This window comes from Collinsella sp. An307, assembly GCF_002161805.1.
Taxonomy (GTDB): domain Bacteria; phylum Actinomycetota; class Coriobacteriia; order Coriobacteriales; family Coriobacteriaceae; genus Coprousia.
The window spans coordinates 26380-40768 of record NZ_NFIP01000004.1 but is presented as its reverse complement, the minus strand read 5'-3'; the positions used below and the strand labels follow the sequence as shown (position 1 = coordinate 40768).

Sequence of the window (14389 nt, the reverse complement as noted above, 5' to 3'; positions counted from 1 at the left end):
GGTACAACGTGAGTACCGAGTCCTATCCCCGAGGAGAACAGGAGCATTCATGGATATCACCGTATCAGGACGCAAGACCACGGTAACCGATGCCCTGCGCGCACATGTAGACGAGAAGATCGGCGGAGCCCTCAAGGTCTTCGATATCGAGCCTATGACGGCAGACGTGGTGCTCAGGTACGAGAAGAACCCCTCTAACCCCGAGCCCGCCATCGTCGAGGTCACGGTCCGCGCCCGCGGCTCTGTCATTCGCGTTGCCGAGCACGGTGTGGACATGTACACCGCCATCGACCTCGCGGCCGACAAGGTGACCCGCCAGCTCCGCAAGTTCAAGACCAAGGTCATCGACAACCGCCAGCAGGGCCCGTCTGCCGCCGAGGTGGCGCCCGAGCTGCCCGTTGAGGATCTGGCTGACCTCCTCATCCCCGAGGAGCAGGACGATATGCTCGTTCGCGAGAAGGTCATCGATATCACGCCGATGACCGAGGAGCAGGCGCTCGTCCAGACTGATCTGTTGGGTCATGACTTTTATGTCTTCGAGAATGCCGCGACGGGCCTCATCAATGTGGTGTATCACCGCAAAAACGGTGGATATGGCATCATCAAGCCCAAGATTGAGGAACTCGACGCGTAAATGCGAGTAAAATACGTCTGTTACACGTAAGGTGATGGGCGGCCATCCGTACGGGTGGCCGCCCGTCGCGTATGAAAGGGTGTGGAGATGGCAGAGCCTTCCTCTTCCGGCCATGCAAACCGCTATCGCATCGTCGTCGACACCTGCGCCGACCTCACGCCCGAGATCGCGGCGACCCTCGACGTCGATATCCTGGGCTTTCCCTACATCGTTGACGGGCAGGAGAAGACCGACGACATCTGGACCTCGATGACCCCGAAGGAGTTCTACGACCAGATCCGTGCAGGGGTGAAGATGTCCACGTCGGCGATCTCGCTCGGTCGCTATCTCGAGTTCTTCACCGAGTGCGCCAAAGAGGGAACGCCCACGGTTTACCTGTGCTTCACCAGCGCGCTCTCGGGTAGCTACGACTTTGCCTGCCAGGCGGCAGAACAGGTCCGCTCCGATTATCCGGAGTTCGAGCTGTATGTGGTCGACAACTGCCTGCCGTGCGCCTGCGGCGAGCTGCTTGCTCTCGAGGCGGTGCGCCAGCGTTCCGCGGGTCTTTCCGCTGCCGAGCTTGTCGAGTGGGCAAACGAGGCCAAGCACTACGTGCACGGCTACTTCACGCTCGACAGCCTCGACTCGCTCGCTGCCGGCGGCCGTATCCCACCCGCGGCGGCGCAGCTCTCGAGCAAGCTCGATGTGAAGGCGTCGCTTTCCTTCGACCTCGCCGGTTCGCTTTCGCTCACGGGCGTCAACCGCGGCCGCAAGAAGGCCTTGCGCGCGCTCATCAAGGCGTTCCAGGACAACTACGTCCTCGACCCCGCGCTCCCTCTCACCGTCGTGACGGCCGACGCGGAAAAGGACGGCGACTGGGTCGAGGCCGCCGTGCGCAAGGAGCCCGGCTGCGCCGACCTCACCATCATCCGCGGTTCGGTGGGCCCCACCATCGGAGCGCACGTGGGCCCGGGCATGGTCGCCCTCATCTTCTGGGGCAAGAACCGCGCCGAGAAGGTGTCGCTCTCCGACCGTATCGCCCGTCGCGTCAGAAAATAACGATAGGAGCAATCCATGGCAGATAAGAAGCTTTCTGTTGCGTTCATCGGCACCGGCATCATGGGTGCGCCCATTGCCGGGCACATCTTGGACGCCGGCTACCCCGTGACCGTTTACAACCGTACCGCCGCCAAGGCCGAGCCGCTCATCGAGCGCGGCGCGGTGTGGGCGGAGAGCGCCTCTGACGCTGTCCGCGGCGCCGACGTGGTCTTTACCATGGTCGGCTATCCGGAGGATGTCGAGGAGCTCTATCTCGCCGGCGACGGCATCCTCGCCGCCTCCAAGCCCGGCGCGATCCTGATCGACCTCACCACGAGCTCGCCTGCGCTCGCCCGCGATATCGCCGGTGCCGCTGCGGTCTCTGAGCGCGTGGCCTTCGACTGCCCCGTAACGGGTGGCGAGGCGGGCGCCATCGCCGGTACGCTCACCGCCATCGCAGGTGCCACCGAGCGCGACATCGAGCCGGTCCGTGCGATTCTCGAGACGTTCACGAGCAAGATTTTCTGCTTCGGCGGTGCTGGCAAGGGCCAGAGCGCCAAGCTCTCCAACCAGGTGGCGCTCGCCGCGTCCATGGTGGGCATGGCCGACGCGCTCTCCTTCGCGCAGCAGGAGGGGCTTGACCTCGAGCAGGTGCGCGAGATGATCCTCTCCGGCACCGGCTCCACCGGCGTTCTCGCTACGCTTGCCCCCAAGGCCCTCGACGGTGACTGGAAGCCCGGCTTCAAGGTCCGCCACTTTATCAAGGACCTCGGTCTCGCCCTTGCCGAGGCGGAGGAGCGCGACATCGCGCTGCCCGGCTGCGACGTGGCCTTCACCCTCTACGACATGCTCGAGGCCATCGGTGGCGCCGAGCTCGGCACGCAGGCCATCACCCTGCTCTATCAGGAGGAGGCCGAGGCGGTTGCCGCGGGTCTCGACTGGTCGCTCTACACCGCCGAGCACGAGCACGATGACGAGTGCGGTTGCGGAAACGACCATGCCCACAGCGATCATGAATGCGGCTGCGGTCACGACCACGCCCACGGTGAGCACGAGTGCTGCCATGGCGAGGGGCATCATCACGAGCACGGCGAGGGCTGCTGCTGCCATCACGGGGAGTAGCGCATGGGAGATTTCGCCTTCCTCATCTGCTTCATCCTGCTCTTTGTCTTCAGCGTGTACCTTGGTTTCACCGTAGGCAACTATTGGGGGGAGCGCGCGCTCAGCGCAGGCGCGTACTGGCTCTACAATGCCATCGCGGTTGTGGTGTGCGTGGTGCTCACCGCGGTGCTCACGCTGTTCCCGCTGCTCTACGCCACGCCGCTCGGCCTTCTCATGGGCGCCGTCGTGGGACTCAAGATGGGATTCGGAGAGTCGGTGGGCCCGTGGAAGGTTCTCGATCGCTTCTTTGACGTCAACCGCCGCCAGCGCGGCGCCGCGGGTGCTGCCGCCCGCGCCGCGCGTCGCCGTAAGAAGACGGGGGAGGCCGCGCCCGACCTCATCTCCGTCTCGGGCGACAAGGCGTCCCACCGCGCGTCGGCTGCAAGCAACGATACGGAAAACAAGAGGTAAACGATATGGCACATTCTGCTGTGGAAGATATTAACGACGAGGAGCGCGCAAAGCTCGACGATGTTGAGCGCGACGGTGCCGCACTCGAGGCCCTTATCGAGGATCTGGCGAGCGCGAGCCGCCGCCGCCGCCAGTTTGCGGCGCGCGTGATGGCACTGCTCTCTGCGGAGGAGCCCGAGCTTTTGGCGCCGCATATCGACGCCCTCATCGACGCGCTCTACCGCCCCGAGGCGCAGACCCGCTGGGAAGTGCTCGACGCGCTCACCCGCCTCGTGCCCACGCATGCCAAGGAGGTCGGTGCTGCGTTTGAGGGGGCGGAGGCCGCGCTTTTTGACGAGCTGTCCTCCACGCTGCGTTTCTCGGCGTTCAACTTCCTCGCCACCTGGGGCGCTTCCGAGCGTGGTCGCTCCAAGAAGGTGTGGCCGATCCTCGACGAGGCCATCCAGTGCTACCACGGCGATCTTGAGTACCGCGATATGCTCGCCTGCCTTATGACCTTTGCCGAGGGCAAGATTGCCGGCGAGGTGGCAGACGAGCTCGCCGGACGTCTGCAGTTTGATGCCCAGAACGGCAAGGGCGCTTCCATTAAGGCGCGCTCCGCCGAGATTTACGACCACCTGGTCAAGCGCTTCAAGCTGAAGGATCCCAAGAAGCGTACCCGCGTTGTTCCTAAGGACGACGACGAGGACGAAGAAGAGGAGTAACCCATGGCTCACGACGTCGCGCTCATCCCCGGAGACGGTATCGGTCCCGAGATTACGGAGGCCATGCGACGCGTGGTCGATGCCTCGGGTGCTCAGATTTCGTGGCATGTGGCCGAGGCGGGCGCAGCCCAGATCGAGCGTTGCGGCACCCCGCTGCCGCCCGAGACCATAGAGCTCGTGCGCGAGCTCGGCGTTGCCATCAAAGGCCCGGTCACCACGCCCGTGGGGATGGGTTTTCGCAGTGTGAACGTAGCGCTCAGGCACACGTTTGACCTGTACGCCTGCGTGCGTCCGTGCCGCTCGCTTCCCGGTGACGGCTCGCGGTATCGCGACGTAGACGTGGTGATCGTGCGCGAGAACACCGAGGACCTCTATGCGGGTATCGAGTTTGAGCCCGATGCTCCCGAGGTCGAGCGCTTGGCCGAGCTGGTGGCGGCGTCGGGACAGAAGGCGTTTCGCCCGGGTTCCGCCATCTCGGTTAAGCCCATTTCTGCCGAGGGTTCGCGCCGCATTGTTACCTACGCCTTTGAGTATGCGCGCCGTTGCGGCCGCAAGAAGGTCACGGCGGTGCACAAGGCAAACATCATGAAGGCGACCGACGGCCTTTTTTTGCGCGTTGCCCGCGAGGTGGCGGAGAGCTACCCCGATATCGCCTTTGAGGACAAGATCGTAGACGCCTGCTGCATGGGCCTCGTGCAGGACCCGGGGCAGTTCGACGTCCTCGTGCTGCCTAACCTCTACGGTGACATCGTCTCCGACCTGTGCGCGGGTCTCGTGGGCGGGCTCGGCATGGCGCCCGGCGCCAATATAGGCGACAAGCTTGCGGTCTTTGAGGCGACGCACGGCTCTGCCCCCGATATCGCCGGCAAGGACATCGCCAACCCCACCGCTGAGATTCTCTCGGCGGCCATGATGCTCGACCATCTGGGTGAGGCCGAGGCCGCCGCGCGCGTGCGCGCCGCTGTCACGGCGACGCTTGCCGAGGGCACAACGGTCACGGCCGATGTCCGCCGCGCGCTGACCGGTTCTGTGGCGGGTGCGGCAGGCACCGCCGCGTTTGCCGATGCGGTCATAGCGTGTATGTCCAAGTAACTTTGTTCACGTAAGCAACGGGTATCGCCGCTGTGTGCGGCGATACGTCTGTAGTGCGGTTGAGAGGAGCACCGATGGGCTTCATCCAGAAAAAAGACGAAGAAGAGCGTGAAGAGATCGAAGGGATTCAGATCATCGAGCGCGAGGATGTGCCCGATGACCTTCCGGAAAACGATGTCGAGCTCGTAGGTGCCCCCTCTTCGGAGGACGCCGAGTCGCCTGCATCAGATGAGCCCGAGGACACGGCGGAGGCAGATACCTCCGAAGCCATAGGCGACGCCGAGGAGGACACCGCGCCTGCGGGTGACGAGGGCGATCCCCGTCGCAGCAAGCTGCCGTTGCTGGTTGTTTGCACTGTTGCGATCGCGGTGGTCGCCGCGGTGCTTGGCTTCGTTATCGGTTCCGGCGGCTTCGCTCCCGAAGGGGTCCACTCTGCCACGGTTACCGAGGATGAACTCGACCGTCCGCTTGCCACCTACACCTACGATGGCGCCAAACACACGGTGAGCGTGCGCGAAGCCATCGAGAGCCAGTACAGCCTCGACGTCGCTCTGACCGATGCGGGGACCTACACCGTTCCCTCGGCAGAGGTGATCCTCACCAACGTGCGCAACGAAATCCTCGTCGCCGACGCCGAGTCGCGCGGCATCGAGGCCACCGACGACGAGATGGCATCCTATGCCGAGGAGACGCTCGGTGTCTCCGACTTTGCTACGCTTGCCGAGCAGTACCAGATAAGTGAGGACCAGGCGCGTGAGATCGTGCGCACCAACCTGCTCATCTCAAAGCTCTACGAGCAGGTTGCCCCCGAAGGTGCAGCGGAGATGCCCACTCAGCCCACCGAGCCCGAGAACGGTGACGAGAGCACCTCTTCTGCAGAATACGCGAGCTACATCATCAATCTTCTGGGTGACGAATGGGACAGCACCACCGGAACGTGGGCGCGCACTGACGGCGAGATGTACGCCGCTATCGACGGCGCAAACTTTGACGGCACGACCGCTACCTACGCGCAGGCAACTGCCGCCTTCTACGTCGCCTACCAGGATTACTACGAGACGGCGAGCACCGCTCAGCAGACGTGGACGACCTACGTCAACAACCTGTACGCCAACTGCAACCTGACGCTTCTGGGCGTTTTCCAGTAACGCACGATAGGGGGAACAGCTATGTTTGTAGGCTCGCTTTGTGATATCGAGCGTTATCGCGGCCTGTTTAAGAGCCTTGACGTGTTGATTGACTGGCTCGCCGACCACGATCCGCAGGATCTGGAGCTCGGATCTCATCAGATTCTGGGCGACAAGGTCTATGCGAACGTCATGGAGGCGACGACGCGCGCGCCTGAGGACGCGCATTTTGAGACGCATCGTCGCTACATGGATCTGCAGATCGACCTTGCGGGGCGCGAGGCGTTTCGCGTGACCGCGGGGGAAACGTCGCCGGTTACCCCGTATGACGAGAAGGACGATTTCGAGCTGGTCGATAGCGACTATGGTATCGACGGCAACCTTGCCGACGGCGCCTTTGCGCTTTTCCTCGCTGGCGAGCCCCATATGCCGACGCTCGTCTTTGGTGAGGACGGGCCGAGCCCGGTGCGCAAGGTCTGCTTTAAGCTGATTGTGGATGAGCTGTTTGCCTAGGCGCTTGCGAGGCGGAGCTGTCTGAAACCACGTGTCTGTCCGCACGACACCGTATAGTAGGAACTGATGTTCGAATCAGGTCTGAAGGGCGGTGGCTCGTGGTTCCCAAGGGTATGAGAACCTATGTGGATGTGTACCTACGGGTTGGGCCCGATGGGCATGAGACCCCGGAGGTAATCGCCCTGCCCGACGGGCGCCTTTTTCGCATCGATGCGGTGGAGCGCTGGCAGCGCGTGCAGGGTGGGTACGCTGTTGCGATTAGGATCGGTAAGCGCATGACGACCCTCTGGAAGGATACGACTGGCTGGTCGGGACCGCGCTGGTACGTGATCATGCGCAGTGCTGCTCAGATGCCTGCTGCGCGGACAGCACGGCCGGAGCTCCAGAATAGCTCGGCATGAAAAAGGCCCCGTTACCGGGGCCTTTGCTATTCGGTGGTGCGGGCGAAAGGACTTGAACCTTCACGGGGTTGCCCCCATATGGACCTGAACCATACGCGTCTGCCAATTCCGCCACGCCCGCGTCTTTCGACCTTCGTCAAAAGCACGGTTCATCATACCGTAGCCCGCGCACTCGCGCAAGAGAAAACTTGCGGGTGGCGGCTTGCCGGATGCTAGGCCTTGAGAGCCTCGAGAACCTCCTGCTCGGCGGCGGGACGGCCGATGCCGGTGAGGAAGGGAACGCCGTTAACGTAAGGGCAGGTGATCCCCTCGGGCGCAACGGTCGTAGCGATGAGGAGGTCGGCATCGGCGCAGGTGTCCTTTGCCTCGCCCACCGGGCACTGAACGATTTCATAGGAATCGGCATAGCCGTTAGCATCGAGCAGGGCAGAGATCTTCTGCGCGACGACGGCCGAGGTGGCCACACCGGCACCGCAGGCAAGTACAATCTTCTTCATGTCGAGCGCCCCCTTGCGCAAAGAGATGGCGGACGCGGTCCGCCAGCGGAATATCTGGTAGGGGCGGTGGGACTCGAACCCACAATCCTTGCGGCCGAAGATTTTAAGTCTCCTGCGTATGCCAATTCCGCCACGCCCCCACGCGCATAGTCTATCAGATTGCTCATCAACGTACGGTGAACCACCTGCGAATGTGCAGGACGAATCATGTTCTAACAAATGTCTGACACGGCGGGGTAATAAAACGAAAAAGCGTGTGTAGCAGCGCCTATGCAACTCGTCTATTTCATTTCGGTGGGACTAGGCGATATATCGGATAAACGGTTTAAATTATAGAACTCAAAACCAAGCGTTCCCATCCAAATAATCTTGCGTCGGCTGCGCACCCGCGATGAGCTGCGACGGTGCGCGCGCCGCTGCAGGCGCGGACGTCTAACCAATGTCTGACCAAAACCTGACCGCCATCCAACCGGCGCGCAGAAAGATCCTGCCACGGTACGTCGGTTGAGCAGCGCTGCGCCTATGGTGAGGGGGAGGGAAAGGACGAGCCTATGGATTCGTACGAAGACCGCATGATCGGTGCAGCAGGAGACGGTGGTGCGTTTCTGTCGCATCTGCCCATGGGGGAGAGCTTCACGGTGAAGCGCGTCGATCTTCTGCGCGAACTGACCAAGCAATGCCGGGCCGCGGGCATGGCGGTGCTCGTTGCCCCGGAGGGGTTTGGCAAGACGGCGCTGCTCATCCAATATGCCGAGGAGGTGAGGAGTGACCCGTTGCGCGGCGTTGCGCGCATCATGGATGCGAGGGGCAAAAGTCCGGCAGAGCTCGCGACGGAGCTTGCCGCCTGCCGCTTGGAGCTGCCGCAGGCAACACGACCGCTTATCGCGATAGACGATGTACCGCCATGGGGAGAAGCGCAGGCTAAAGAGGTGGTGCGCGTGCTGCGCGCTATGCGCTCCGAGAACTTTGAGGTGCTGCTTGCTTGTACGCCGCGCTGCAGAGAACTCATAGCGCTTTTGGGGGATGCGGCGAAGTTTGGAAGCCAGGCGTTGAGGATACGGCCAAGGGAGTACGCCTCGTGGATTCGAACGTTTTCCATATCCGGTGATTTGGATGTGTACGGTCTTACCCAAGGAATACCGATGCTCGTGGCGGCGTTATCTGTGGTTACCCAGGGGGAGGGAGCGGCCTCGACACTCGATGCTTGCGTGGACGGTCTCTATCGAAGTGTCTGGAGTGAGTTGGAGAAGGATGCGCCCGAGGCGTTGCGCGCCGCAGGGATGATGCTTCTTATGGGGAAGGGAGGTCTTGGCGAGTTCGACGTCTGCGGAATCAAGCTACCTCAAGCCGCACGGGTGCGCCTCGTTCACGATTACCCGCTCTTTGGGGTCGATCCCTCCAGCCATTCCTTCAGCTGTCTGGGCACATGGGATTCGCGCAGGGGCATGCGCAAGGTGGTGTCGGAGTGCATGGGAGAGCTCCCCGCTAAGGCTGTGCGGGCGCTGCTGCGCCGTGGAAGTGCCGAGGACGCGGTGCTTCTGGCAGACGAGTTGCTGGGGGCGGCAGCGGCACTTGAGGAGATGGGGAGGTTCCCGACAGCGTGCGCCCTCGCGGGACAGGGCGCGTACGTGGCCCGCATTGCGACGGAGACGACTATGGCGGCGCCGGAGGCGCTTCTTCCTGTGGGGTGCCAGCTTGCCCGTTACACGGCGTCCCTCACACTCGGAGATTTTAAGGTCGCTCGCGCTATGGCAACAGAGCTTGCGGCGCGTGCTCTGGAAGTGGAAGAGGAGGTGACACCTTCCGAATGGGCTGTTGCTTGCGCGCTTAGGGGAATCTGGAGTACCTGTCCTGGTATTGGCCTGCCCGAAGTAAGCCCGCGAAAAAGCGGACGCTCGACAAGTGACGCTGCCCGTGCGCTCCGGTCGTTCAGTACCAGCCTGCGCAACCTTTTGGAGGGGAAGACCAACCGCCAGAAAAGCGGGGAGGTGCGCGCCTCCCGGGATTCGCGCGAAGGGCCGTTGCGTGACCTGCCCTCAATCTTTGCGATGTGCGCCGAGCTCGTACGAGAGGTCTCTTTGGGGCGCGATAGCGGTATAGACGAGCGCGATGACATGCTGCAGCAGGCACTCGACTATCTCCGTGAACGGAGGCTCGCACCGGTATTGATGACCGTCAGGCTTGTCATCTCGATGCGTCGCGTATACGCGGGGCTCCCGGTAACCGATGAGCGCGCGTTCGTCGACGCGGGGACTATGGCCATTCGCACCTCCGACCAACCGCTCCAACTGTTGTGTCTTTTGCTGGAGGGCTGGCAATATCTGAGTATGGATCAGGTAGTGAACGCGCATTTTCGCGCTCAGCAGGTGATCAAGCTCGCCGACCGGCGCGTACCGTTTGTGCGCGAGCATGCCCAGATTCTTGAGAAGATTGCCTACATCTGCAACACCTCACGCGTCGCGTTGAGCGAAGAGGCGGAGCTAATCGACCTCTCTCCGGCGTCATGCCGCCCGTCCGCCGCGTGGACGACGGCGCTCAGCTTGGCCGCTGTCCGTTTTGATGCGGAGCTGTCCGCCTGGATGTCTCTCCACCGTAAAGAAATGCTCGACGAGGGCATTCGCCCGGCAGCGCGACTTGCCCTGCGCGCTCTCGGCGTTCCTGCCGCTGCCATCGTCCGCTTAATCCCCGAGCATCTCCAAGCCGCGTTTAAGACGGGCGCCTCGGCGGAGGAACGCTCGGAGCGCCTCTTTGAGGTGGTAGGAGATATGGAGCGGACGGTTGTTGGCCAGCTGACCGTTCGCCTCTTCGGCGGACTTAAGATCGAGCGCAATGGGCACGTGCTCACAAGTGCTCTTTGGCGCAGGCGAAAGACGAGCGTCGTCGCGGCGCGTCTTGCCCTTGCGCCGGGGGCCTTTGTGCCGCGCGCGACGCTCCAGCAGGAACTGTGGCATGGCTACGACTACACCCATGCGCGTAACAGCCTCTACTCAACGCTTTCGGCACTCAGGCGCGCGCTGGGACAGACCAAGGACGGTCCGCAATACCTGATCTTGCAAGGAGAGGGTATTGCCTTCAATGCGGAGTATGTGGTCTCCGATGTTATGCGTTTCGATATGCTCGCGCGGGAAGTGCTTCTCAAGCGCAAGGGCATAAGCGCTCCGCAGATCATCGACATATGCCTCAAAGTTGAGCAGCTCTACGCAGGACCCCTGTTTGTTCCCGATGGAGAGGGAGGGGCGTTTTTCGAGAAGATGCGCGAGGGGTACCGGACGAAGTTCGTCGACTGTATGCTGCGCGGTGTTGAGGCGGCTCTGGAGGAGCGCGATGTCTCGAGCGCCTCGTGGATGGCGGATGCGGCGCTCCTGCAGGCTCCCCTGCGCGAGGACGTGGTCCGTGCGGCCATGCGCGTGTACGAACTCGCGGGAAGACGGAGGGAGGTGGTCGATTTGTACCGGCGTCACGCGCTAGCGCTCAAGGCGCAGGACAAAGGCATGCCCGAGCCCGAGACAAGGGCTCTGTACGATCGCATCGTCGACGCATCGGGGACAGGATCGTCTGTACGGGCGGATTATGGGCGTTAGGGACCTATGATGAGAGCACCTCGGCAGCTATGCGCGCCGATTCGGCGGCATCCTTCGCGTAGAAGTCCGCCCCGATCATCTTGGCGTACTCGGGCGTGAGCACAGCTCCTCCCACAAAGACCTTAGTGCTGGGAGCCTCGCGTCGAAGGAGCTCGATGGTTGTCTCCATGCTCTTAACGGTGGTGGTCATGAGAGCGGAGAGGCCGACGAGCTGGATGCCGTGGGTTCTCACGCAGTCGAGGACCAGCTTGGGATCGACGTCTCTTCCCAGGTCAAAGACGGTGTAGCCGTAGTTCTCGAGGAGCATCTTGACGATGTTTTTGCCAATGTCGTGGATGTCGCCCTTGACGGTTGCCAAGCAGATTGCGCCCTTGTCTGTGGTTGCGCGTGCGGGCATGACGTCGCGGATGGTGTCAAAGCCCGCCCGCGCCGCCTCGGCGGATGCCATGAGCTGGGGGAGGAAGTACGTACCCGCCTCAAAGCGGTCGCCCACCTCGTCGAGTGCGGGGATAAGCTCGTCGTTGATGATCTCGAGGGGGTCGTGGTGTTTGAGCTGCTCAGCCACGCAGCGCGCCGTGTCTCCACGCCTGCCCGAGATAACGAGCTCCCTCAGCGTGGACGAGGTTTTCGCAGCGGCAGCTGTACCTTCCGGTTGGCGCGTGGTGACGCCATCGCCGATGGCCCCTTTGCCGGGATGCTGGTAGGGATCGACCCATTCGGCGTAGTTGCCGATGAACTGCTCGGCGCCCGTGTCCTGGGCATTGAGCACCCGCCAGGTGCGTACCACGTCGCGGTAGCGCTCCGTAGCGGGGTTCAAGATGGGGGCGTCGAGGCCGGCGCCAAAGGCAGCGGAGAGAAACGTGCTGTTGATGAGCGGACGCTGGGGCAGTCCGAAGCTGATGTTTGAGACGCCGAGTGTGGTGAAGACGCCGAGCTCGCGTTTGACGAGGCCTATGGCCTTGAGCGTCTGGGTGGCTTGGGACTGATCGGTCGATACGGTCATGGCGAGGCAGTCGACGAGGATGCGTTCGCTTCCGATGCCAGCTCGCTTTGCCGCCTCGACGATGCGTCGGGCGATGGCGAGGCGCTCCTCTGCCGTGCGGGGGATGCCCTGCTCGTCGAGGGTGAGGGCGACAACGTTTGCGCCGTAGCGCGCCGCGATGGGGAGAATCGCCTCGAGGCTCTCGCGGCTCCCGTTTACGGAGTTGATGATAGGTTTTCCCGGGTAGCGTCGACATGCCGCCTCGAGGGCGACCGGGTCGGATGAGTCGAGCATGAGCGGTAGCGAGACGCTTGCGCAGAGTCGCTCAACTACCTCGGGCAGGAGCTTTGCCTCGTTAATTTCGGGCAGACCGATGTTGACATCGAGGATATCGGCGCCCTGTTCTTGCTGGGAGATCCCCATGCCCACGACGTAGTCGATATCGCCCTCGCGAAGCGCCTGCTGGAGGCGCTTCTTGCCTGTGGGGTTGATGCGCTCGCCAATAACAGCGACGTGCCCCGCCCCTACAGGGAGATGCACCATGCTTTGCGCACTGGTGGCTGTGAGCGCGCGTTCGATGTGGCGCGACTTAGGCGCGCGGCCCTTGATGACCTCATCGAGCAGGCGGATATAGCTGGGGGTGGTGCCGCAGCAGCCGCCGATGATCCCCACGCCCGCGTCCACGAGCGCGCGCACGCTCTCTGCATAGGACTCGGGTCCAATGTCGTAAACGGTTCGTTCGCCCTCAACGTGTGGAAGGCCGGCATTCGCCTGCACGAGGAGGGGCTTTTCCGTAACGGCGAGCATGCGTTTGGCAAGGCCGAGAAGCTCTCCCGGTCCGAGCGAGCAGTTGATGCCCACCGCATCGGCGCCGAGTGCGTCGAGGGTGACCGCCGCCACCTCGGGGCTCGTCCCCAAAAACGTGCGTCCGTCCTCGCCGAACGTCATCGTGGCGATAATGGGCATGTTTGTGTTCTCGCGACAAGCAAGAAGGGCAGCCTTTGCCTCAAGAAGATCGGTCATCGTCTCGATGATGAAGAGGTCTGCGCCCGCCGCCGCGGCAGCGCGCGCCTCCTCGGCAAAGAGCTCGTAGGCGTCATCGAACGAGAGGGTGCCCAAGGGGCGGAGCAAAGCGCCGGTGGGCCCGATGTCTCCGGCGACGTAGCGAGCCCCTGCGGCACGGGCGCACGCCACGGCTGCCGAGAAGACCTCATCGACCGTCGCCTTACCGTCGAGCTTGAGGCGGTTGGCCCCAAAGGTGTTGGTGGTGATGACATCGCTTCCCGCCTCGACGTAGGCGCGGTGGATGGCGCGCACTTCATCCGGATGGGTGAGGCACCACAGCTCAGGCGTTTCACCTGCAGCGAGGCCCGCCTCCTGCAGCATGGTCCCCATGCCGCCGTCAAACAGAAGATGGCTTTCGCCCTTGAGGGCGCGTGCAAGGTCGCGCGTCATGTCAGTCCTCCTGTACCGAATTCGCTCGCCGCCAGCAACGCTCGCCGCGCGCTCTGAACGCGCAGCTCTCCTTAAGTGCGCAGTGCGCACAGGTGCGCGATGCGTCTTGGACCCCGTTACCTCGCTCAAAGAGACCGATGAGGGCGGTGATGCTTTTGCTGGGAACGAGCAGGTAGCTCTCTGTCACGGTAATACCGAGCGCGCGACGGGCGTCGAGCGCATCGATGATGGGGCCTTGTGCGGTGAGCGGGCAGTCGCCGTAGCCGCAGGAGAAGCGGCCATTGCGGACAAGGCCCGTGCGTGTGGCGTCGGTCGCGATGGCGGCATCTACTGCGTCTGCCGCCGCTTCGACATACGCGGAGGCGGCGGCGTCAAAAAGCGCTGCCTCCACAGGCTCGGTTGCGGCGAGGGTGCGCAGGCGACGCTCGCTTTCCATGCCGAGTGTCACCGCCAAAAGCGCTACGGCGCAGGCACCTTCCAGGTGTCGGTGGATATCGTCTCCGGTGAGCTCGACGACGGTTCCCACGAGGCGCACGCAGGACGCGCCCGCAGCGGTGCGCGCATGGGTGTCAACACCAAACACCTGGCTCACACCGTGCGGCTCAAGCGTCTGCTCAACCTCTCGTGCCACGCGCTCGATGCGGCGGGCGAGGTCCTCGTCGATCTTTTGCCCCGTGTAGCCGAGGTAGCGGAGCATTTCGGCGCGGTCGACGTGGATGTTGCCCAGGCGATACCGTTGGGCGCCGGCGAGGGCGCGCCAAGGGGCGTTGGGCGCATGGTGCGCGTATGCGGCGGCGCGGGTCGTCACGGCGCG

At 63.2% G+C, this 14389-nt stretch carries 13 protein-coding genes and 2 tRNA genes; 10 read left to right on the top strand and 5 right to left on the bottom strand.

What is annotated here, in order from left to right; genetic code table 11:
- Window positions 1–49: 49 nt before the first annotated feature.
- From raiA to B5F89_RS04345, 9 genes are all read left to right on the top strand, one after another.
- Window positions 50–634 carry a ribosome-associated translation inhibitor RaiA gene (gene raiA / locus B5F89_RS04385; protein ID WP_087430588.1) on the top strand — a complete coding sequence of 195 codons (585 nt, stop codon included), beginning with the start codon at window positions 50–52 and terminating at the stop codon, window positions 632–634.
- Between the two features lie 87 nt (window positions 635–721).
- A complete protein-coding gene (locus B5F89_RS04380; protein WP_087430587.1) occupies window positions 722–1672 on the top strand; it encodes a DegV family protein in 951 nt (316 codons plus the stop codon).
- 15 nt (window positions 1673–1687) lie between these two features.
- Window positions 1688–2773, top strand: a complete 1086-nt coding sequence (locus B5F89_RS04375; RefSeq protein WP_087430586.1) for an NAD(P)-dependent oxidoreductase — start codon at window positions 1688–1690, stop codon at window positions 2771–2773.
- Between the two features lie 3 nt (window positions 2774–2776).
- Entirely contained in the window at window positions 2777–3223 is a 447-nt protein-coding gene (locus B5F89_RS04370; protein WP_204230574.1) for a hypothetical protein, read from the top strand.
- Between the two features lie 5 nt (window positions 3224–3228).
- Window positions 3229–3927: a hypothetical protein gene (locus B5F89_RS04365; RefSeq protein WP_087430585.1), complete on the top strand. Its 699-nt coding sequence runs from the start codon at window positions 3229–3231 to the stop codon at window positions 3925–3927.
- Between the two features lie 3 nt (window positions 3928–3930).
- Window positions 3931–5019, top strand: a complete 1089-nt coding sequence (locus B5F89_RS04360) for an isocitrate/isopropylmalate family dehydrogenase (RefSeq protein ID WP_087430584.1) — start codon at window positions 3931–3933, stop codon at window positions 5017–5019.
- 74 nt (window positions 5020–5093) lie between these two features.
- A complete protein-coding gene (locus tag B5F89_RS04355; RefSeq protein ID WP_087430583.1) occupies window positions 5094–6167 on the top strand; it encodes a hypothetical protein in 1074 nt (357 codons plus the stop codon).
- Between the two features lie 21 nt (window positions 6168–6188).
- The gene (locus B5F89_RS04350; RefSeq protein ID WP_087430582.1) at window positions 6189–6659 is read left to right on the top strand and encodes a YhcH/YjgK/YiaL family protein; all 471 of its coding nucleotides are present in this window, start codon (window positions 6189–6191) and stop codon (window positions 6657–6659) included.
- A 113-nt stretch (window positions 6660–6772) separates the two neighbouring features.
- Window positions 6773–7060: a hypothetical protein gene (locus B5F89_RS04345; protein ID WP_087430581.1), complete on the top strand. Its 288-nt coding sequence runs from the start codon at window positions 6773–6775 to the stop codon at window positions 7058–7060.
- Between the two features lie 34 nt (window positions 7061–7094).
- Here the strand turns inward: B5F89_RS04345 and B5F89_RS04340 are convergent.
- From B5F89_RS04340 to B5F89_RS04330, 3 genes are all read right to left on the bottom strand, one after another.
- Window positions 7095–7181 (bottom strand) — tRNA-Leu (locus tag B5F89_RS04340).
- A gap of 91 nt (window positions 7182–7272) precedes the next feature.
- On the bottom strand, window positions 7273–7557 hold the full coding sequence (locus tag B5F89_RS04335) for a PTS sugar transporter subunit IIB (protein WP_087430580.1): 285 nt from the start codon (window positions 7555–7557) through the stop codon (window positions 7273–7275).
- Window positions 7558–7612: 55 nt separating this feature from the next.
- A tRNA-Leu gene (locus tag B5F89_RS04330) sits at window positions 7613–7697 on the bottom strand.
- A gap of 411 nt (window positions 7698–8108) precedes the next feature.
- On the opposite strand from B5F89_RS04330, the gene B5F89_RS04325 reads away from it, so the two are divergent.
- Complete coding sequence (locus B5F89_RS04325) at window positions 8109–11138, top strand: BTAD domain-containing putative transcriptional regulator (protein ID WP_087430579.1); 3030 nt, start codon at window positions 8109–8111, stop codon at window positions 11136–11138.
- Window positions 11139–11142: 4 nt separating this feature from the next.
- Here the strand turns inward: B5F89_RS04325 and B5F89_RS04320 are convergent, their stop codons facing one another.
- Window positions 11143–13575 carry a homocysteine S-methyltransferase family protein gene (locus B5F89_RS04320; RefSeq protein ID WP_087430578.1) on the bottom strand — a complete coding sequence of 811 codons (2433 nt, stop codon included), beginning with the start codon at window positions 13573–13575 and terminating at the stop codon, window positions 11143–11145.
- 1 nt (window position 13576) lies between these two features.
- Window positions 13577–14383, bottom strand: a complete 807-nt coding sequence (locus B5F89_RS04315; RefSeq protein ID WP_087430577.1) for a vitamin B12 dependent-methionine synthase activation domain-containing protein — start codon at window positions 14381–14383, stop codon at window positions 13577–13579.
- Between the last annotated feature and the right edge of the window lie 6 nt (window positions 14384–14389).